Below are 18,973 nucleotides of genomic sequence, written 5' to 3' on the forward strand. Positions count from 1 at the left end.
CCCTCGGAGACTGCGCGATGAGTTGCCCAGGGCCCCATCTGTCCGCAAAATCAGTCTGTAACTATCCTACTTTACTGTCAAGCGGCGACAGACGGCGGAAGCAATCAGGTTCAATCAGATACCAGCTAATGTGCTGATTTAAAACAGATTTATCGCCGCTTGCGGTATGTGTTACTTTCCTACATACTCATCGCGGTTGATTGCCTATGGCCAGCGGGCGGATAATCGCGAAGATGACGGATCCAGAAGCGGGCTGGGGAGGACTGGCGAATGACCGAAGCTGACAGCCAGGCATTGCGAATTGCGGACGAAGACGGCGACCGGCACGACCATGTCAGGCGCTTTCCCGATATCATCTCGCAGGTGAAGGACAGCTATGCGGAGCTGCGGCCGGCCGAGCGCCGCGTCGCCGATGTCGTGCTCGACGATGTCAAATATGCGGTCGACGCGTCCAATTCGGCGCTTGCCCAACGTGCCCGGGTCAGCGAGCCGACGGTGACACGGTTCTGCCGCGCCATCGGCTGCGAGGGCGTGCGCGATTTCAAGCTGAAGCTGGCGCAGAGCCTCGTCGTCGGCGCGCTCTATCTCGCCACCAAGCCCCAGCCCGCGAACAGCGACAGCGGCATGCCGTTCTGGAACGCCGTGTTCGGCGAGGCGCGACGCGCGCTGCAGGAGGCGGAGCGGCAGATCGATCCGGGACAGCTGCAGAAGGCGGCAGAACTGATCGCCAGGGCGCGGCAGGTGACGGTGTTCGGCCTCGGCGGCAGCTCGTCGGCGCTGGCGCAGGAGACGCAATACCGCCTGTTCCGCTATGGGATCACCATCAATGCGCAAAGCGATCCCTATTTGATGCGAATGACCGCCTCGACGCTGAAGCCGGGCGATCTGGTGATCGCGATCTCGGCCACAGGGCGCACACGCGAGGTGATCGAGGCGGTAGAGCTCGCCAAGCATTACCGCGCCAACGCGATCTGCGTGACGGCGCCGGACACCGAGCTGACCCGCGTCTGCGATGTACGGCTGGCGGTTGCCGTGCCTGAATATCCCGACACGCTGAAGCCGACCGCGTCGCGCTACGCATTCCTGGCGGCCATCGATCTGCTGGCGGTGGCGACAGCCTACAAGATTGACGGTCCGGCGCGCGAGACGGTGCGCCGGATCAAATACAACGCGCAGATCCATCGGACGGGCAAGGAGATGGAGCCGCTCGGGGATTAGCGACTATCCTTCTCCCCTTGTGGATGAAGGTGGATCGGCGCGATAGCGCCGAGACGGATGAGGGGTGTTCCAGCGGAGTGAGACGCTGGCTTTCCCTGGAGCCCCCCTCATCCGTCGCCTTCGGCGACACCTTCTCCCACAAGGGGAGAAGGGGAAGGCGCCGCCGGATTTCGAACTGAAAAAGGGAACGAAGAAAAATGCTCGACATCGCACCATCGCAACAGGCGGCAACCTGGCTCGGCTCATTCGGCCGGGCGCTGGAGGCGGGCGATATCGAGGCGGCGACGAACCTCTTTGCGGAGGATTGCTACTGGCGCGATCTTTTGACCTTCACATGGAACATAAAGACCATGGAGGGGCAGGCCGCGATCCGCGAGATGCTGAAGGCCACGCTGTCGCTGGCGCAGCCATCACATTGGCACCTGACCGGCGAGCCGAGCGTCGACGACGGCATCGTCGAGGCTTGGTTCACGTTCGAGACTGGGGTGGCGCGGGGCGAGGGGATCCTGCGGCTCAAGGATGGCCGCTGCCGTACGCTGTTCACGGCGATGAGCGAGCTCAAGGGTTTCGAGGAGCAAAAGGGCCCGGCGCGGCCGCTCGGCATCCGCCACAAGGCCGACCCCAAGCGCGAGACCTGGGCCGAAGCGAGAGCGCGTGAGGCGCGCGATCTCGGCGTGCACGAGCAGCCCTATTGCCTGGTGATCGGCGGCGGGCAGGGCGGCATCATGCTCGGCGCCCGGCTGCGGCAGCTCGGCGTTCCGACGCTCATCATCGAGAAGAATGCGCGCGCCGGCGATTCCTGGCGCAACCGCTACCGCTCGCTCGTGCTGCACGACCCGGTCTGGTATGACCATCTGCCCTACATTCCGTTCCCGGAAAACTGGCCGGTCTTCACGCCCAAGGACAAGATGGGCGACTGGCTGGAAATGTACACGCGCGTCATGGAGCTGAACTATTGGGTGGCCACCAAATGCATCAGCGCTGCCTATGACGAGGCCGAAAAGGTCTGGACCGTGGTGGTCGACCGCGTCGGCCAGCGCGTCACGCTGAAGCCGAAGCACATCGTCTTCGCCACCGGCGCCTACGGGCCGCCGCGGCGGATCGAATTGCCGGGCGTCGACAGCTTCAAGGGCGAGCTTTTGCATTCCAGCCAGTATTCCACCGGCGAGAAGTTCCGCGGCAAACGCGTCGCGGTGATCGGTGCTGCAAGCTCCGGCCACGATGTCAGCGTCGACCTGTGGGAAGCAGGCGCCAAGGTCACCATGGTGCAGCGCTCGCCGACGACCGTGGTGAAATCCGATACGCTTATGGATGTCGGCTTCGAGATCTTTTCCGAGAAGGCGCTGGCGCGCGGCATCACCACCGACAAGGCCGATATGATCGTGGCTTCCACGCCCTTCGCTTTGGTGCCCAAGGGCCAGCGCGCGCTCTATGACGTGATCAGGGCGCGAGACGGGGATTTCTACACGCGTCTCAGCGACAGCGGCTTCTCCATCGATTTCGGCGAAGACGAGACCGGGCTCTTGATGAAGGCCTATCGCACCGGCTCGGGCTATTACATCGATGTCGGCGCCTGCGAGCTGATCCTGAACGGCGAGATCAAAGTCAAAAGCGGCGTCGGCATCAAGTCGCTGACGCCGAACGGCATCCTGTTCGAGGACGGCAGCGAATTGGAAGTCGATGCGATCGTCTGCTGCACCGGTTATCAGTCGATGAACGAGACGGTTGCCGCTGTCGTCTCACGCGAGGTCGCCGACAAGGTCGGTCCGTGCTGGGGCCTCGGCTCCGGCGTGAAGGGCGACCCCGGTCCCTGGCAGGGCGAGTTGCGCAACATGTGGAAGCCGACGGCGCAGGAGGGGCTGTGGTTCCACGGTGGCAATCTGGCGCTGTCGCGCTTCTATTCGAAATATGTGGCGCTGCAGCTGAAGGCGCGGATGGAAGGAATTGCGACGCCTGTTTATGGCGAGCCGAGTAATTCGCGAACCTAGCGTTTGTTATCCTGGGGCGGTGCGACGCGAGGCGGTACGTAGACCCTAGAACGACGATTTTGAGGGGCCAAGATGCCTGGCCGCCACATCCACATGCGTGTGATGCGCATGCGCTTCGAAGCGTTCGGTCTCGTCGTGGTCGGGCGCTTCGTTTGGCCACCATTTGCCGCCGATGGCAATGCCGTTGGACACCAGGCGCTGGTCCGCGATCAATGACGCCCCGACAGCATCGACGAAGGTGAAGCGGCCGGGCTGGAGCCGCAGCACCGCAACGTCGCCGATGCCGCCGACCTTCAGCGCACCGAGCTCGGGTCGGGCGATCGCCTGCGCGGGATTCACCGTCGCGGCGCGCAGCACCTCGACCAGCGGCATGCCGAGCGCCATGAGCTTCGACATGCAGACCAGCATGTCGAAGGCCGGGCCGTCGACGCAGTAGAGGTGAACGTCGCTCGATATGACGTCGGGCGCGAGACCCTCGGCGAGCATCGCCTTCGCCACCTCGAAGTCGAAGGAGCCCATGCCGTGGCCGATGTCGAAGATGACGCCGCGCTCGCGCGCGAGCCGCATGTCCGGCCGCACCGTGCCCGAGGCGAAGACCGGGGCGTTGGGGAATGGCCGGAAGCAGTGGGTGAGGATGTCGCCGCGGCGCAGCCTGGGCAGCACTTCCGAACGGCCCGGCGGCGGTTCGTCGATATGCGCCATCAGCGGCAAGCCGACCTTGTCAGCGGCTTCGAGCGCGAGATCGACCGGGGCGATGCCGCTGGTACCGCCGGCATGCTTGCCGGAGCGGACTTTCACGCCGACGACGAGATCGGTGTGCTCGCGCACCGCGGCCACCGTCTCGCGCGGCTCGCAGAGCCTGAGGTCGCTGCATTCGCCGACCGATACGGTCTTGGCGAAGCCGAATATGCCGGCAAAGGAAATGTTGACGTAAGCGAGGATGCGGACCTTCGAGCGCTCGATGACATGGCGGCGAAAGCCGAGGAAATTGCCGGCACCGGCGCTGCCGGCATCGACGAAGGTGGTGGTGCCGCTCTTGGCGGCCAGCCGGTCGGCATCGACACCGAGCGAGGTGCCGCCCCAATAGACATGGCTGTGCAGGTCGACGAGGCCGGGCGTGACGATGCAGTCCCTGGCATCGACCACCTGCGCGGTATGTTCGGCATCGATGGCCGCCTCGATCGCGGCGACGCGGCCATCGGCAATGGCGACGTCGCGCTGCGCGTCCAGGCCCGATGCGGGATCGATCACGCGCCCGCCCTTGATCAGGAGATCGAACTGCATCGGTACCTCCGGTTTTGTAGCGCGATCAGACCGGCCGGTAGGCGACGGCCTCGACCTCGATCTTGATGTCGATCATCAGGCGCGACTCGACCGTGGTGCGCGCCGGCGGGTCGTTTGGGAAATGCTTCGCATAGACGGTGTTGAAGGTGCCGAAATCGCGCGCGTCCTCCAGCCAGACGGTGGTCTTGACCACATCGTCCATGCCGCAGCCGGCCAGCGCCAGCGCCGCCTTGACGTTCTGCAGCACCTGCTCGGTCTGCTCGGCGATGCCGCCCTTCACCACCAGCCCGTCGCTGCCCACCGGCACCTGGCCGGAGACATAGACGAAATCGCCGGCGCGCACGGCGGGCGAGAGCGGGACATGCGATTTTCCAAAGCATTGCTTGGGCAAGTGAGTCTCCTCTTGGCGTTTGAACGTAACCGGTCGCATAGCCGTCTACGCCTGTCGGCACGATCCTCATAGAGGCGATGTCGGAAAGCAACATTTTTTCGAAATCCATGTTGCTTTATTACAGAAGCCTGAGCATCTTGCGCTCGACGCCGCCTTCGGCCGCGATATGAGGGAGATCCAGCATGACCTTCGATAAGAACCCCTTCCCGGAAGGCGATGCCGACCGCCACGCGCTTTGGGAAATGCTGGTGCGGCGCGACATCGATGCCTTCCTCGGACAGGACTGGTCGATGGTCGAGGACGATTTCATCGCTGAGAGCTTCTTCGGCATGCACGCGCATTTCCTCGCCAATGCCGATGCGTGGCGGCTGCAGTTCCCGAAGCTGGAGGTCTATCGCGACGAATGGCTGCGCCAGGCCAAGGAAACTGCGGCGACAAAATTCGCCGAGCCGCTGCGCGAGGCGCTGTTTCGTGTCACCAACATGCGCGACATAGATGTCGACGGCGATCGCGCGGTGCTGCACAAGAAGTTCGACGGTTCCGTCGCCAAGGCCGATGGCGGCGTCGACCGGCTGAAATGGCAGACGCTCTATTTCTGCCGCAAGGTCGGCGGCCGCTGGAAGATCGCGGGCTTCGTCGGTTACATGCCGCATCCATTGGGCTAAAGCGTGCCGTGAGGCCGGCCTACAAACGGCGGGCTCCCGCGCTTCCGGTGCTCACATACGCAGGCAAACGCTTCAGAGCCTATGACAGCCGCGGCAACCGCTCATCGGGCGAGCGGTGGTCGAACACGACACCCATGGTCTTACCAACGGCGGCCATCACGATCAGCTCAACCAGATGGTCATCGCTGTCCTCGCAGGATGGATCGGCATGGCGTATGGCATCGAGCATGGCGCGTGTGGACACGGTGTCGCCGGCGCGAAACTTCGAAAGGGCAGACGAAACAAGGTCTTGCACCGTCGGATCCATGACGGGCACTTCCGCAGCGACGTTCATTGGCCTCCTCCTGCCATGAACCCTCCCTCGAAAGATGATACGCCAATGGCTGGATTGCGCCAGCGAAATGGTGGTCCGACCAGTGCCGATGGCGACAGCCTGCCGCCATCCGCCGTGTAGGGACGAGCTCACGCTCGCGCATGGGGCGAGCCGACGCTCGCCCATGGGGACGAGCACGCTCGCCCTTAGATGTGGAACACCGCCCGGCGGTGCGCGGCCATGCTCGACGTGCCCAGCTTCGGTTGATAAGCCCGCTTGCGCGCATGGAGGCGTTCTGAGTCGAAATATGACGGTTGCAATCGAGATGGGGCAGACGAGCGCAGGCGCGCCGGCGGCCCTCGACCTTGAGGAATTGCTGGCGACCCGCCTGCTGGTGCAGGGCAATTCGGGTTCCGGCAAGTCGCATCTGCTGCGCCGGCTGCTCGAACAGAGCGCGCCCTGGGTGCAGCAGACCATCATCGACCCCGAAGGCGATTTCGTGTCGCTGGGTGAACGCTTTGGACATCTGGTGATCGACGCCGAGGAGCATACCGAGCGCGGTCTGCAGGCGGCGGGCGAGCGCGCGCGCATCCACCGCGTCTCGACGGTGCTCAATCTCGAGGGGCTCGACGCCGAGAACCAGATGCGGCGCGCAGCGGCTTTCCTCGGCGGGCTGTTCGAGGTCGCGCGCGACCACTGGTACCCGATGCTGGTGGTCGTCGACGAGGCGCAGCTCTTCGCGCCCGCCGCCGCCGGCGAGGTTTCGGACGAGGCGCGCAAGCTTTCGCTCGGCGCCATGACCAATCTGATGTGCCGCGGCCGCAAGCGCGGGCTGGCCGGCATCATCGCCACGCAGCGGCTGGCGAAGCTCGCCAAGAACGTCGCGGCGGAAGCCTCCAACTTCCTGATGGGCCGCACCTTTCTCGACATCGACATGGCGCGCGCGGCCGACCTGCTCGGCATGGAGCGGCGCCAGGCCGAAGCCTTCCGCGACCTGGAGCGCGGGCATTTCATGGCGCTTGGGCCCGCTTTGTCGCGCCGCCCGCTCGGCGTGCGCATCGGCCAGACCGAGACCAGCCCGCGCAACGGCACGCCGCGGCTGATGCCGCTGCCGGAAGCGGCGTTGGAGGATGCGCGCTCGATCATCCTTGCCGCGCCGCCACCGGAGACGGTCAGGCCGCAGCGCCGGCCTTCGCCGGATCTCCTCGACCAGCTGATGGCAGCCAAGGCCGCGCCGCTGGAGATACGCCCTGAGCCGGCCGAGCCGCAGCCCAGCGCCGAGGACCTGGCCGAACGGCGCGAGCGCATGGACCGCATCCTGCGCGCCATTCTGGCCGAGCCTGATGCGGGTTTCCGCGTCATCGGCGTGCTCTATCAGGAGTTCGTGGTCCGCTGCCGCATCGAAGGGCTTGCCTCGGTGGTGCCCGATCTTCCGGAATTCCGCCGAATGCTGACCAGGGCGCGTGCCGGCGTCGGCTCCGACATGGCCGAGGACGATGCCTGGCGGGACGTCTCCGTGCGCGCCTCGCTGCTGCCCGAGGACATGCAGGGCGTGTTCATGATGATCGCCCGCGCCGCCAAGGAAGGCTGGCCTTGCCCGAGCGACGCGGCGATTGCGCGGGCCTACGGCTCGCATTCGCTGCGCCGCGCGCGGCGGCTGCTCGACTATATCGAGGAGCAGGGCCTCATCGTCTGTCAGGTCGACGGCACAGGGCGACGCACAGTGACGCTGGTCGAGCTCGCCTGGGCGACGGCGCCGGGCGACCCGAACGCCTTGGAGCAGGACAGCTCGGCGGCGTGATTACGGCTGCAACTCGATCGTGCGGACATCGCGAAGCGGCGGCGCGCGATGGGTGGAGACGACGACGATCCTATCGCTGAAGCGGGCGAGCAGCCGCTCGAGGATGCGCTCGCCCTGCGCCTCGTCGAGATGCTCGGTCGGTTCGTCAAGCAACACAACGGGTCGGGGTGACAGCCAGGCGCGCGCGAGGTTGATGCGCTGCGCTTCGCCGAGCGAGAACCTGTCCTGCCTGACCCAGCTGTCCAGCCCCCCCGAGTCGCGGATGCGGCCGTCCATCTCGACGGCTTCCAGCGCCCGCCACAGCGCGGCATCCGGGACATCGCCGGCGAAGAGATTGGCGCGGACGGTGTCCTCCAGCACGACCGCGTCGTGCAGGACGAGGGACACGAGCGCCCGCCGCTCGCCTGCCGACAGGATGCGGTCGTCGGTGGCGAAGGCATCGTCGCCGATCCAGCCGGCGATCTGCTTGAGCAGGCTCGTCTTGCCCGAACCGCTTGCGCCGACGAGCAGTGTCGGCTGGCCCCGCGCGAGGAGCAGAGAGATGGGCGTTCCGATCGACCGGCCGTCGGGTGCACGGCGTTGCAGGCCGCCATGAAGCAGCAGGGCGGGCTTGATGTCATCCAGGGCGAATTCGCGCCTGCCGGCCGCGGTGCCGCGTGTCCATTGGCCGATCTCGGCGCAAGCCGCGTTGCGGCGGAGCACGGCAACCAGCATGCGCGATGCGCCATTCATGGTTTCGCCCAGCGCCAGCCAGGAGAAGGCGAGCAGCATCGGCGCGAGAAGCTCCGTGCCTTGTCTGCCCGCATACCAGGCAGCCGCCATCACACTGACGCCGGCAACCGGACCGAAAGCCGCGCCGATCATGTCCAGCATGGCCTGCAGCCGGCGAAGGGCAAGCTGCGCGGCGTCGGCGCGAGAGAGCGCGGCAAGGGCCTCAGTGCATTCGCGGTTCCAGGCGCCCTCCGCCTTCAGGGGTACCGCTGACGCCATGGCCGCGCCAAGCCGGCTCGCGCCCCCGCGGCGCAGCGACCTGGTCTCACGCCATGCCATGGCGCCAGCTCTGGCCACCCGGTTCCCCGCGAACAGGATGGCAAGCAGCAAGACTATGATGGGCAGGAGGGACAAAGGCGCCAGCACCGCCGAGCCGGCGACCAGGACCGCGAGGCCGCAGGCAAGCGTCAGAGCCGGCAGGCCGGCGCGCAGCCTGGCGAAGTCGAGGTCCTCGACATCGTCCAGATAGTCGGCAAGGCGCGAATCGTCGCCCAGCTGCCATCCGGCCCGGCGCACCGCCGGCGCCGCCGCCATCGCGGCGAACAGCTCGACGCGACGCGATATCTGATCGGTGAGCGCGGCCTTGTGTCCGGTCAGCCGCTCGCCATAGCGGGCGGCGGTGCGGCCAACCGCGAACAGCCTGATGAAAGCCGCGGGGGTGTGAAAGTTGAAAGTGAAAGCGGTGGCGGAAAGGCCGGCGATCGCCACCGAGCCGAGCAGCCAAGCGGACACGCCGCCCAGCAATATGGCGCAGGCCAGCGCGGTGAAGGCGAAGCCCGTCGCCAGCCGCCACGACTTCCGGTTCGATGACTGAAACGCTGTGCTCATGCCGCCACCTCGACGGTATCGTCACGGGTGAGATCCACAACCAGGTCGGCGGCGGCGGCAAGCTCCCGGTCATGCGTCGCCACAACGACCAGCCGCGCCTCTGAAATCCCGATCAGCATGCGCTGCACGGCCTCGGCGGTCGCGCGGTCGAGTTTTGCCGTCGGCTCGTCGGCCAGCACGGTCCGTCCGAAAAGTTGCGCGCGGGCGATGGCGATGCGAAGCCGCTGGCCGCCCGAAAGATTGGCGCCGCCCTTGTCCAGCCTTGCATCGAGACCGCCTGGCAGCAGGGCGTCGTCGAGCAGCCCGATCGCGCGCGCGGCATTTTCCAGCCGGCTCCGGTCCAGCGCGCCGCCATTCCACGAAATAGCCTCCGACAACGTTCCTTCGGGCACGTAGGCATCCGTCGAAACCCAGGCGATCTCCCCAGCGGCCAGCGGACGGGTTCCCGGCTTCGGCATGGCGCCCGGCTCGAGCCCGGCGAGACGGCGCAGAAGCGTCGATTTGCCCGATCCGCTCGGACCGACGATGGCGACGAGGCCATGTGCAGGCAATGTCAGGCGCAACCGGTCGAGCACCGGCAAGGTCGTCGACGCGATCGGTTCGGCGCCGAGCAGCCGGTCCAGCGCGGTGGCAGCCGCCAACCCTTCCGCCTTGGCATGGTACTGCTCCGAGAAGCGGCGGAATGGTGCGAAATATTCCGGCGCGATCATCAGGATGAACAGGCTCTGCCAGAGCTCGAGATTGGAGAAGCCGGGGATCGTCGCAAGCTTCAGGTGCCCCAGGCCGAGGAGGATGGCGAGGATCGCAATCGAGAGCGAGGCGAAGAAGTCGATGATCCCGGCATTGGCAAAGGCTATACGCAGCAGACCGATCGTCTCGCCCGCGTAGCCCTCCAGGCGATGGCCGAGTTTTGCCTCCTCGCTTGCCGTCGCGTGGTTGGCAAGAATTGTGGGCAGCGTGCGGACGCGGTCGGCGAACTGGCCCGCCAGCCGGCCGAAGGCACACTCCTGGGCGTCGGCGCGCCGGCGGATCGCATTGCCCACCAGCGCGAAGAACAGGATCATGACCGGCGTCAGGCAGATGACCAGCAGCGCGGCCTGCCAGGAGACGAAGCAAAGCGCGATGGCAGCGAGCAATGGCCCGGCCGCCATCATGGCCGTGGCGGCACGATGGCCCACCACCAGTGCGGCGATCGCCTCCGGATGGCGCTGCATCGAGACGATCAAGGCCCCTGTCGAGAGCGACTGCAGCTGCCGCGCCGGCATCTTGCCCAGTCGCTCGCTCGCGAGCGCCCGCAGTCGCGTCGACATGGCGTTTTCCGCGGAAGCCTGCATCCTTTCGGCGGCGAATCCGGCGAGGCATGTGGCCGCGAGCAGCGCGATCATCCCGGCGACGAGCCATGGATCGACCGTCTCGCCCATCACGAGCCGGCCGGCGGCCATCGCCGCCGTCGCGGCGACGCCGAGCCTGAGCACGGTGCGGACCGCCTGCAAGGCGAGAAGACCGCGCAATCCACGCCTTGCCAGTCCCTGGGCGGCGGAAAGCGACTGAAAGGTACCGGGCGTCGCGGCGGCGGAATCAGGAACCGGTGCGGGAACGACCTGCGTTTTCATGGCCCGCTTCTCGCACAGGCGAGGAGGACATGAGTTGATTCAGGTCAAGTCTCCAGCATTCGTGTCGCGCTATGAGGCGATGTCCAGAAAGGATGCTCCATGTCCGACTTTCTTCCTCGGCGTCGCGACGGCAATTGCCACGGTGGGCTGGCGATGTTCCCGATCCTGTTGCCGTCGAGCAGCAACCCGCCTTGAGCCCGGGCGTGACGGAGGAGCTATCATGACGAGCGCCGAGCCGGAGCCGCTGCACAGCCCGGCAGATATGCGGCGGGCGCATATGCAGAAGCTCGCGCTCTGCCACATGCTCGAAGGCATCGCCGACGACCTGCCATCGCGCGTCGACCGGCTCCAGTGCCTCGCCGTGGCGGCCGACCTCTTGCCGCTGCTGCGCGAGTGCCACCGCTTCGAGGAAGAGGTCGTCTTCCCTGCCTTTGCGCGGCAGACGGGCGAGGAAGACACCGTCGCGCGATTGAAGCTCGAGCACCTGGAGGATGAAAGCGCGGCGGCGGATCTCAGCGAGGCGCTGCTGGCCTACGGCCACGGGCGGCAGATCGAAAATCCCGAGGCGTTCGGCTATATGCTGCGCGCCTTCTTCGAATCGTTGCGCCGCCACATTGCCTTTGAGCGCGACCACGTGCTGCCGAAGGTTCTCGGCAATCAGTAAGTATTTGTCTTTACGCAATTCCGGACGGAAAACCGCTATGCACTTTTCCTGGAATTGCTCTAAACGAACGCCCCGGGGATCAGTCTCCGGCCCGCGCGGCCAGGCGCCCGATGTCGTCGACGATGACGTGGCGGTTGTTTTCGACGCGGATGACGCCCTCGCCCCGCAGCCGGGTGATCTGCCGGCTTACCGTCTCGACGGTGAGACCCAGGAAATCCGCGATCTCCGCGCGCGACAACGGCAGATCGAAAGCGGCGCTGCGCCGCTCCGGCCCGGCGGCGGGGTCGATGTTGCGCGCGATCATCAGAAGGAAGCTCGATATCTTCTCGGAGGCCGTCTTGCGGCCGAGCGCCACCATCCAGTCGCGCGCCTGGTCAAGCTCGCGCAGCTTCTGTTCGAGCAGGCGATGCTCAAGGTTGGGCTGCTCCTTTATCATGCGCTCCAGCGCCTGGCGCGGGAACGAGCATAGTTCGACGTCTGTCGCCGCCTCGGCGCTGAGCGTGCTCTCGCTCTGGAACGGTCTGCCGAGGAAATCGGGAGCGAATTGCAGGCCGACAATCTGCTGGCGGCCGTCGGAAAGCGTCTTGGTCAGCTTCACGACGCCTGAAAGCACGTTCGAGAAACGCTCGACGCTCCTGGAATCGCCCACCAACTCCTTGCCGGCCTCGGCCTCGTGCCGTTTCGTCGATTTGGCAAGATCGACGAGCTGCCCGGCGTTGAGCGCGCCGCATATGCCGCGGTGCCGCGCCTCGCATGAAACGCAGAGTACCGGGACGCCTGCCGTGTGAATATCTTCGCGCACGATGAACATCTATAGTGTTCCCGCCCTTCACCGGCAACGCAGGCCGGGACGCGAAAGCGTCGCAGCCCGTGCCTCGAGGATCGGATGGAAACCAATCCGTCGATCGCCGCATTGCACAATTGCGGGCCGCCTGCACAATAGGCGCATGTCCACCGGTTCGTTGACCATCCTTGTTATCGACGAGAACCGCATCCGCGCCTCGATCATCGAGGCCGGGTTGCGGGACGCAGGCCATCGCCATGTCACGGTGATCCATGACGTGGCCGGCATTGCCCGGCGCATCGCCGAGATCGAGCCGGACGTCATCGTCATCGATCTGGAAAATCCCAACCGCGACATGCTGGAGAACATGTTCCAGCTGTCGCGCGCGGTGAAGCGGCCGATCGCCATGTTCGTCGACCGCTCCGACCAGGCCTCGATCGAGGCCGCAGTCGATGCGGGCGTGTCCGCCTATGTCGTCGACGGGCTGAAGAAGGAACGCATCAAGCCGATCCTCGACATGGCGATCAGCCGCTTCAACGCCTTCTCGCGCATGGCGCGCGAATTGGAGGAGGCGCGCAGCGAGCTGGAGAACCGCAAGGTCATCGACCGGGCCAAGGGCATATTGATGAAGTCGCGGGGCTTGAGCGAGGAGGCTGCCTACACGCTTCTGCGCAAGACCGCCATGAACCAGAACCGCAAGATCGCCGAGATCGCCCAGAGTCTGGTGACCGCGGCGGGATTGCTGGGACCGCTGGAGGGCGAATGAGCATGGCGCACGAAATCACCGCCGGCTTCATGCCGCTCTTCGACAGCGCCGTTCTGGTCGTGGCCGGCGAGATAGGCTTTGCCGCCCGCGAGGGCATCGAGCTCAAGCTGCAGCGTGAGACCTCCTGGGCCAACATCCGCGACCGCATCGCCATCGGCCATTTCGACGTCGCCCATATGCTGGGGCCGATGCCGCTCGCCTGCAGCCTCGGCCTCACGCCGCTTGCCTCGGAGACCATCGTGCCCTTCTCGCTCGGGCTCGGCGGCAACTGCATCACCGTGTCCAACGCGGTTTGGGACGGCATGGCGACGCAAGGTGCCGCGCCCGACCTCGATCCGGCGCGCGCGGGGTCGGCGCTTGGCGCTCTGATCCGCGAGCGGGCGGGTGCCGGCCGCGAGCCGCTGCGCTTCGCCGTCGTGCATCCGCATTCCGGGCATAATTACGAGCTGCGCTACTGGCTGGCCGCCTGCGGCATCGATCCCGACCGCGACATCGAGATCGTCATCGTGCCGCCGCCCTTCATGGCCGATGCGCTGGCTGCCGGCCGCATCGACGGCTATTGCGTCGGCGAGCCTTGGAACAGCGCCGCTGTCGCGGCCGGAACCGGCCGCATCGTCACCGTCAAGGCGCTGCTCTGGCGTAACAGTCCGGAAAAGGTGATCGGCGCGCGTAAGGTGTGGGCCGAGGAGAACCCGGAGGCGCTTGCAGCACTTCTCAGGGCGTTGCATCACGCCGCCCGCTGGTGCCAGGACCCGGCGAACCGCGGCGAACTGGCTGCGCTGATGGCGAAGCCGGCCTTCCTTGGGCAGCCGGAGGCAATCCAGATGCCGGCGCTCACTGGACGCCTTCAACTTGGCGGCGGCGTGGAGCGGCGCGTCGAGGATTTCTTCCTGCCCTTCGACAAGGCGGCGAACTTCCCCTGGAAAAGCCATGCGCTGTGGTTCTACACGCAGATGGTGCGCTGGGGGCAATTGCCGCACACACCGCAGAACCTCGCCATCGCCCGCGACTGCTATCGGCCCGACCTCTACCGCTCGGCGCTGAAGCCGCTCGGCGTGGCGCTGCCCGGCGCCAATGCCAAGGTCGAGGGCGCGCTGAAGGTTGCGACGCCAGTCGGCTCGGCGGGGGCGAGCCTGGTGCTTGGTCCCGACGGATTTTTCGACGGCCAGATCTTCGATCCGGACCGGATCGACGCCTACATTGCCGGCCAGAAACGCGCCTGATCATTCGCGCGCCAGTCTTGTGCGATGCACAAAATTTGTGCGGCATGTCCATACCATTGATCAATGTTTGACCGCGTTGCAGCTTGGCTCCGCCGCAGGCCCATTGTGCAGCATGCTGATTTTAAATGAAATTCTGATCTCTCGTAAAACTGGCACGCTTCGTGCTTTGAAATAGACGAGCCCCTCGTGGGCAACAGAACAGGCGTCCAATGGCGGGCGCCACAGGCAAAGCTGCCGCTCAGGTCACCACGCGATCCCGGATGTACGGACGCGAGGGGGCCTGGACGGCAGCTTTTTTCGTTTTGGACCGGAGATGACGATGACCAGACGGATCGGACCCTCGCTCAAGGATTTCACCCGCCGCGATGTCCTGGCGAGCAGCGCGCTGACGGCGGTGCTGTTCATTGCCGCGCTGTTCTTGTTTCCCGCCAGCCACGAAGCCGAGGGCAACGGTTCGCATGTGACCGCGCAAGCCCCGGCGCGCTGACCGATGCCGCACGCCTGATCAACACCACACGCGGCGCCCGCCGCCGCAAACCGGAGCCAACCATGACCGCAAACCTCCCAGCCGCGCAAAGCCAGGACAGTGCTCCCCGGCAGGCGCTCGTCATGTCCACCATCGCCTTCACCGTCTGCTTTGCGGTGTGGACGATCTTTTCCATCATCGGCGTGCGCATCAAGCAGGAGCTTGGGCTGAACGAGACCGAGTTCGGCCTGCTGGTCGGCACGCCGATCCTGACCGGATCGCTGGTGCGCATGGTGCTCGGCGTCTGGACCGACCGCTATGGCGGCCGCCTGGTCTACACGCTCACCATGCTCGCGGCGGCGGTCGCGACCTTCCTGCTCGCTTTCGCCCACACCTATCAGCAGATGCTGCTTGCCGCCCTCGGCGTCGGTCTCGCTGGCGGCTCCTTCGCCGTCGGCGTCGCCTATGTGTCGCGCTTCTTCCCCGCCGGCAGACAAGGTACGGCGCTCGGCATTTTCGGCGTCGGCAATGTCGGTGCGGCGGTCACCAAGTTCCTGGCGCCGCTCGTGCTGCTTGCCTGGGGCTGGCAGTCGGTGGCGCTGATCTGGGCCGCGGCGCTAGTCGTCATGGCGATCGTCTTCTGGTTCACCACCAACGACGATCCTGTCATCCGCGAACGCCGTGCCGGCAAGGCGGCGCCGACGAGGAGCTTCTGGCAGGAATTCGCGCCGCTGAAGAACCTGCAGGTCTGGCGCTTCGCCTTCTACTATTTCTTCGCCTTCGGCGCGTTCGTGGCGCTGTCGCTCTGGCTGCCGCGCTACCTGATCGGCGCCTACGGCTTCGGCATCGCCACCGCCGGCATGATCGGCGCCGCCTATTCGATCCCCGCAAGCATCTTCCGCGCCTATGGCGGCGTGCTGTCCGACCGCATCGGTGCACGCGCCGTGCTCTATTGGACCTTCAGCGTTTCTGCCGTCGCGACCCTCGTTCTGTCTCTCCCCTCGGCAGATTACGTGGTGCGCGGCATCAGCGGGCCGATCCCGTTCCACTTCGAGATCGGCCCGCTCGCCTTCATCGCCATCGCCTCCGTGCTCGGATTCTTCATGAGCCTCGGCAAGGCCGCCGTCTACAAGCACATCCCCGTCTACTATCCGCAGAGCGTCGGCGCGGTCGGCGGCGTGGTCGGCATGATCGGCGGCCTCGGCGGCTTCATCCTGCCGATCGCCTTCGGCGCGCTGAACGACCTCACCGGCGTCTGGTCGAGCTGCTTCATGCTGCTCTTCGTGATCGTCTTGTCCTGCCTGGTCTGGATGCACTTCAGCATCCGCCGGATGGAGCGCCGGGCGGCCGTCAAGACATCGTCCCTTTCCTACGCCGCCGAATAACCGGAGAGCGACATGAGCGAAAAACTTGTCATCATCGGCAACGGCATGGCGCCCGGCAGGATGCTGGAGCACCTGCTGGAAGCGGCGCCCGACCGCTACGTTGTCACCATCTTCAACGCCGAGCCGCGCGTGAACTACGACCGCATCATGCTGTCGCCGGTCCTGTCGGGCGAGAAGGCGTTCGAGGAAATCGTCATCCATGGCGACGGCTGGTACATCAAGCACGGCATCACCCTCTACAAGGGCCACCGCATCGTCGCCATCGACCGGGAGGCCAAGACCGTCACCTCGGACCACGGCGTGACCGAGAGCTACGACCGGCTGGTCATCGCCACCGGCTCGGTGCCCTTCATCATTCCGGTGCCGGGCAAGGACCTGCCGGGCGTGCTCACCTACCGCGACCTCGATGACGTCAACGCCATGCTGCTTGCGGCGCAGTCGCGCGCCAAAGCGGTCGTCATCGGCGGCGGCCTCCTCGGCCTCGAAGCCGCGGCCGGGCTGAAGGAACGCGGCATGGATGTCACGGTTCTGCACGTCATGCCGACGCTCATGGAGCGCCAGCTCGATCCGGCCGCCGGCTATCTGCTGCAGAAGGCCGTCGAGGCGCGCGGCATCAAGGTCATGACCAAGGCCAACACCAAGGCGATTGTCGGCGACGGCAAGGTCGAGGGTGTCGAGCTGATGGACGGCACGATCATCCCGGCGACGCTGGTGGTGATGGCGGTCGGCATCCGCCCGAGCACCGCGCTTGCCAAGGAGGCCGGGCTCGAGGTCAATCGCGGCATTGTCGTCGACGACCGCATGCGGACCTCCGATCCTGCCATCATGGCGCTCGGCGAATGCGCCGAGGTCGGCGGCCACGTCTACGGACTGGTCGCCCCGCTCTACGAGATGGCGCGGGTCGCTGCGGCCGCGCTGGCGGACAGCGAGGACAGGCGCTTCGTCCATTCCGACACGCCGACCAAGCTCAAGGTCACCGGCATCGACCTCTATTCGCTGGGCGACTTCGCCGATGGCGAGGACCGCGAGGAGATCATCCTGCGCGACGCATCGGCTGGCATCTACAAGCGCCTCGTGCTGCAGGACAATCGCATCATCGGCACGGTGCTGTTCGGCGAGACGGATGATGGCGCCTGGTTCAACGACCTCAAGAAGAAGGCGACCGACATCTCCGAGATGCGCGACACGCTGATCTTCGGCCAGGCGTTCCAGGGAGGCGTTTCCTCGGACCCTTTGGCGGCCGTTGCGGCACTGGCGGATGATGCGGAAATCTGCGGCTGCAACGGCGTCTGCAAGGGCAAGATCACCGGCGCGATCTCGGCCAAGGGGCTGACCGGCCTCGACGATGTGCGCGCGCATACGAAAGCTTCGGCCTCCTGCGGCTCGTGCACGGGTCTGGTCGAACAGCTGCTGAAGCTGACGCTCGGCGAAGCGTACAATCCGGCGGCGGTGCAGCCCATGTGCAGCTGCACGAGCCTCGGTCATGACGATGTGCGGCGCCTGATCAAGGCGAAGGGCCTGAAGACAATTCCGGCCGTCATGCAGGAACTCGAATGGAAGACCTCCTGCGGCTGCGCCAAATGCCGTCCGGCGCTCAACTATTATCTGGTCTGCGACTGGCCCGACCAATATGCCGACGACTATCAGTCGCGCTTCATCAATGAGCGCGTCCACGCCAACATCCAGAAGGATGGCACCTATTCGGTGGTGCCGCGCATGTGGGGCGGGGTGACCAGCGCCAACGAATTGCGCGCCATTGCCGATGTCGTCGACAAGTTCGAGATCCCGATGGTCAAGGTCACCGGCGGCCAGCGCATCGACATGCTGGGCATCCGCAAGGAAGACCTGCCGGCGGTGTGGTCCGATCTCGGCAAGGCCGGCTTCGTCTCCGGCCATGCCTATGCCAAGGGCCTGCGCACGGTGAAGACCTGCGTCGGTTCCGACTGGTGCCGCTTCGGCACGCAGGATTCGACCGGGCTCGGCATCCGCATCGAGAAATTCATGTGGGGCTCGTGGACGCCGGCCAAGGTGAAGATGGCAGTGTCGGGATGCCCGCGCAACTGCGCGGAGGCGACCTGCAAGGATGTCGGCGTGGTCTGCGTCGACTCCGGCTACGAGATCCATTTCGCGGGCGCTGCCGGCCTCGACATCAAGGGCACGGAAGTGCTGGGGCTCGTGAAGACCGAGGACGAGGCGCTGGAGGTGATCGTGGCGCTCGTCCAGATGTATCGCGAGCAGGCGCGCTATCTCGAGCGCATCTACAAATGGGCCAAGCGCATCGGCACCGCCGAGATCAAAAAACAGATCCTGGACGATGCCGAGAAGCGCAAAGCCTATTACGAGCGCTTCGTCTTCAGCCAGAAATTCGCGCAGGTCGACCCGTGGTCGGAGCGCGTCTCCGGCAAGGACAAGCATGAGTTCCGGCCGATGGCTTCGGTCGGGTTCGCGGAGGCGGCGGAGTGAGTCGACAGGAAAGAGACCGCATGAACTGGATCGCCATCGGCTCCATCGCCGAAATCCCTAGCCGCGGCGCACGCTGCGTAGCCACCCCGCAAGGCAAGATCGCGGTCTTCCGAACGGCCGACGACCATGTCTTCGCCATCGAGGACCACTGCCCGCACAAGGGCGGGCCGCTGAGCCAAGGCATCGTCCATGGCGCGGCGGTGACCTGCCCGCTGCACAATTGGGTGATCTCGTTGGAGACCGGCAAGGCGCTCGGCGCCGACGAGGGCGCGGTGCGAACGATCCCGGTGAGGGTCGAGGGCGAAATGCTCTTCATCGCGCTCGAAGCGCTGGCCTCAAAAGCGGCCTGA

The 18,973-nt window shown here is 65.8% G+C and carries 17 protein-coding genes; 11 read left to right on the plus strand and 6 right to left on the minus strand.

Going from position 1 to position 18,973, the window contains the following annotated elements; all coding sequences use genetic code 11:
• Positions 1 to 270: 270 nt before the first annotated feature.
• Together EJ072_RS21780 and EJ072_RS21785 are read left to right on the plus strand one after the other, a co-directional pair.
• Positions 271 to 1,218: a MurR/RpiR family transcriptional regulator gene (locus tag EJ072_RS21780; protein WP_126081232.1), complete on the plus strand. Its 948-nt coding sequence runs from the start codon at positions 271 to 273 to the stop codon at positions 1,216 to 1,218.
• Positions 1,219 to 1,415: 197 nt separating this feature from the next.
• On the plus strand, positions 1,416 to 3,206 hold the full coding sequence (locus tag EJ072_RS21785) for an NAD(P)/FAD-dependent oxidoreductase (protein WP_126081233.1): 1,791 nt from the start codon (positions 1,416 to 1,418) through the stop codon (positions 3,204 to 3,206).
• A gap of 45 nt (positions 3,207 to 3,251) precedes the next feature.
• Here EJ072_RS21785 and EJ072_RS21790 read toward each other — a convergent pair whose 3' ends face one another.
• Together EJ072_RS21790 and EJ072_RS21795 are read right to left on the minus strand one after the other, a co-directional pair.
• Positions 3,252 to 4,490 (minus strand): amidohydrolase/deacetylase family metallohydrolase, encoded by a 1,239-nt coding sequence (locus EJ072_RS21790; protein WP_126081234.1) that lies wholly within the window; start codon positions 4,488 to 4,490, stop codon positions 3,252 to 3,254.
• Between the two features lie 25 nt (positions 4,491 to 4,515).
• Entirely contained in the window at positions 4,516 to 4,881 is a 366-nt protein-coding gene (locus EJ072_RS21795; protein WP_126081235.1) for a RidA family protein, read from the minus strand.
• 182 nt (positions 4,882 to 5,063) lie between these two features.
• Here EJ072_RS21795 and EJ072_RS21800 point away from each other — a divergent pair, with 182 nt between their 5' ends.
• Positions 5,064 to 5,546 (plus strand): hypothetical protein, encoded by a 483-nt coding sequence (locus tag EJ072_RS21800; protein WP_126081236.1) that lies wholly within the window; start codon positions 5,064 to 5,066, stop codon positions 5,544 to 5,546.
• 79 nt (positions 5,547 to 5,625) lie between these two features.
• Here the strand turns inward: EJ072_RS21800 and EJ072_RS21805 are convergent, their stop codons facing one another.
• Entirely contained in the window at positions 5,626 to 5,880 is a 255-nt protein-coding gene (locus EJ072_RS21805) for a hypothetical protein (RefSeq protein ID WP_112126404.1), read from the minus strand.
• 286 nt (positions 5,881 to 6,166) lie between these two features.
• On the opposite strand from EJ072_RS21805, the gene EJ072_RS21810 reads away from it, so the two are divergent.
• Positions 6,167 to 7,660, plus strand: a complete 1,494-nt coding sequence (locus tag EJ072_RS21810) for an ATP-binding protein (protein WP_126081237.1) — start codon at positions 6,167 to 6,169, stop codon at positions 7,658 to 7,660.
• Here EJ072_RS21810 and EJ072_RS21815 read toward each other — a convergent pair whose 3' ends face one another.
• On the minus strand, positions 7,661 to 9,259 hold the full coding sequence (locus EJ072_RS21815; RefSeq protein ID WP_126081238.1) for an ATP-binding cassette domain-containing protein: 1,599 nt from the start codon (positions 9,257 to 9,259) through the stop codon (positions 7,661 to 7,663).
• Positions 9,256 to 10,872, minus strand: a complete 1,617-nt coding sequence (locus tag EJ072_RS21820; RefSeq protein ID WP_126081239.1) for an ATP-binding cassette domain-containing protein — start codon at positions 10,870 to 10,872, stop codon at positions 9,256 to 9,258. Before EJ072_RS21820 ends, EJ072_RS21815 begins: the two co-directional genes overlap by 4 nt.
• Positions 10,873 to 10,906: 34 nt before the next feature.
• Between EJ072_RS21820 and EJ072_RS36955 the strand changes: the two genes are divergently transcribed.
• The gene (locus tag EJ072_RS36955; RefSeq protein WP_245466935.1) at positions 10,907 to 11,536 is read left to right on the plus strand and encodes a hemerythrin domain-containing protein; all 630 of its coding nucleotides are present in this window, start codon (positions 10,907 to 10,909) and stop codon (positions 11,534 to 11,536) included.
• Between the two features lie 79 nt (positions 11,537 to 11,615).
• Here EJ072_RS36955 and EJ072_RS21830 read toward each other — a convergent pair whose 3' ends face one another.
• Positions 11,616 to 12,347, minus strand: a complete 732-nt coding sequence (locus tag EJ072_RS21830) for a Crp/Fnr family transcriptional regulator (protein WP_126081240.1) — start codon at positions 12,345 to 12,347, stop codon at positions 11,616 to 11,618.
• Between the two features lie 136 nt (positions 12,348 to 12,483).
• Between EJ072_RS21830 and EJ072_RS21835 the strand changes: the two genes are divergently transcribed.
• The 6 genes from EJ072_RS21835 to nirD all read left to right on the plus strand — a co-directional run bounded on the left by EJ072_RS21835 (position 12,484) and on the right by nirD (position 18,973).
• Complete coding sequence (locus EJ072_RS21835) at positions 12,484 to 13,086, plus strand: ANTAR domain-containing response regulator (RefSeq protein ID WP_042638220.1); 603 nt, start codon at positions 12,484 to 12,486, stop codon at positions 13,084 to 13,086.
• Positions 13,083 to 14,309 (plus strand): CmpA/NrtA family ABC transporter substrate-binding protein, encoded by a 1,227-nt coding sequence (locus EJ072_RS21840; protein WP_126081241.1) that lies wholly within the window; start codon positions 13,083 to 13,085, stop codon positions 14,307 to 14,309. Before EJ072_RS21835 ends, EJ072_RS21840 begins: the two co-directional genes overlap by 4 nt.
• A gap of 319 nt (positions 14,310 to 14,628) precedes the next feature.
• Positions 14,629 to 14,796 carry a hypothetical protein gene (locus tag EJ072_RS36085; RefSeq protein WP_189343069.1) on the plus strand — a complete coding sequence of 56 codons (168 nt, stop codon included), beginning with the start codon at positions 14,629 to 14,631 and terminating at the stop codon, positions 14,794 to 14,796.
• 62 nt (positions 14,797 to 14,858) lie between these two features.
• Positions 14,859 to 16,160, plus strand: a complete 1,302-nt coding sequence (locus tag EJ072_RS21845; RefSeq protein ID WP_126081242.1) for a nitrate/nitrite transporter — start codon at positions 14,859 to 14,861, stop codon at positions 16,158 to 16,160.
• A 12-nt stretch (positions 16,161 to 16,172) separates the two neighbouring features.
• Positions 16,173 to 18,623 (plus strand): nitrite reductase large subunit NirB, encoded by a 2,451-nt coding sequence (gene nirB / locus EJ072_RS21850; RefSeq protein WP_126081243.1) that lies wholly within the window; start codon positions 16,173 to 16,175, stop codon positions 18,621 to 18,623.
• A gap of 20 nt (positions 18,624 to 18,643) precedes the next feature.
• Positions 18,644 to 18,973, plus strand: a complete 330-nt coding sequence (gene nirD / locus EJ072_RS21855; RefSeq protein WP_126081244.1) for a nitrite reductase small subunit NirD — start codon at positions 18,644 to 18,646, stop codon at positions 18,971 to 18,973.

This window comes from Mesorhizobium sp. M2A.F.Ca.ET.046.03.2.1, from assembly GCF_003952425.1.
Lineage (GTDB): Bacteria > Pseudomonadota > Alphaproteobacteria > Rhizobiales > Rhizobiaceae > Mesorhizobium.

Bases quoted from the DNA above. Each gene is read 5' to 3' on its own strand.
- EJ072_RS21780 (WP_126081232.1), top strand. From the start codon at position 271: ATGACCGAAGCTGACAGCCAGGCATTGCGAATTGCGGACGAAGACGGC.
- EJ072_RS21785 (WP_126081233.1), top strand. From the start codon at position 1,416: ATGCTCGACATCGCACCATCGCAACAGGCGGCAACCTGGCTCGGCTCA.
- EJ072_RS21790 (WP_126081234.1), bottom strand. From the start codon at position 4,490: ATGCAGTTCGATCTCCTGATCAAGGGCGGGCGCGTGATCGATCCCGCA.
- EJ072_RS21800 (WP_126081236.1), top strand. From the start codon at position 5,064: ATGACCTTCGATAAGAACCCCTTCCCGGAAGGCGATGCCGACCGCCAC.
- EJ072_RS21805 (WP_112126404.1), bottom strand. From the start codon at position 5,880: ATGAACGTCGCTGCGGAAGTGCCCGTCATGGATCCGACGGTGCAAGAC.
- EJ072_RS21810 (WP_126081237.1), top strand. From the start codon at position 6,167: ATGACGGTTGCAATCGAGATGGGGCAGACGAGCGCAGGCGCGCCGGCG.
- EJ072_RS21815 (WP_126081238.1), bottom strand. From the start codon at position 9,259: ATGAGCACAGCGTTTCAGTCATCGAACCGGAAGTCGTGGCGGCTGGCG.
- EJ072_RS21820 (WP_126081239.1), bottom strand. From the start codon at position 10,872: ATGAAAACGCAGGTCGTTCCCGCACCGGTTCCTGATTCCGCCGCCGCG.
- EJ072_RS21830 (WP_126081240.1), bottom strand. From the start codon at position 12,347: ATGTTCATCGTGCGCGAAGATATTCACACGGCAGGCGTCCCGGTACTC.
- EJ072_RS21835 (WP_042638220.1), top strand. From the start codon at position 12,484: ATGTCCACCGGTTCGTTGACCATCCTTGTTATCGACGAGAACCGCATC.
- EJ072_RS21840 (WP_126081241.1), top strand. From the start codon at position 13,083: ATGAGCATGGCGCACGAAATCACCGCCGGCTTCATGCCGCTCTTCGAC.
- EJ072_RS36085 (WP_189343069.1), top strand. From the start codon at position 14,629: ATGACCAGACGGATCGGACCCTCGCTCAAGGATTTCACCCGCCGCGAT.
- EJ072_RS21845 (WP_126081242.1), top strand. From the start codon at position 14,859: ATGACCGCAAACCTCCCAGCCGCGCAAAGCCAGGACAGTGCTCCCCGG.
- nirB (WP_126081243.1), top strand. From the start codon at position 16,173: ATGAGCGAAAAACTTGTCATCATCGGCAACGGCATGGCGCCCGGCAGG.
- nirD (WP_126081244.1), top strand. From the start codon at position 18,644: ATGAACTGGATCGCCATCGGCTCCATCGCCGAAATCCCTAGCCGCGGC.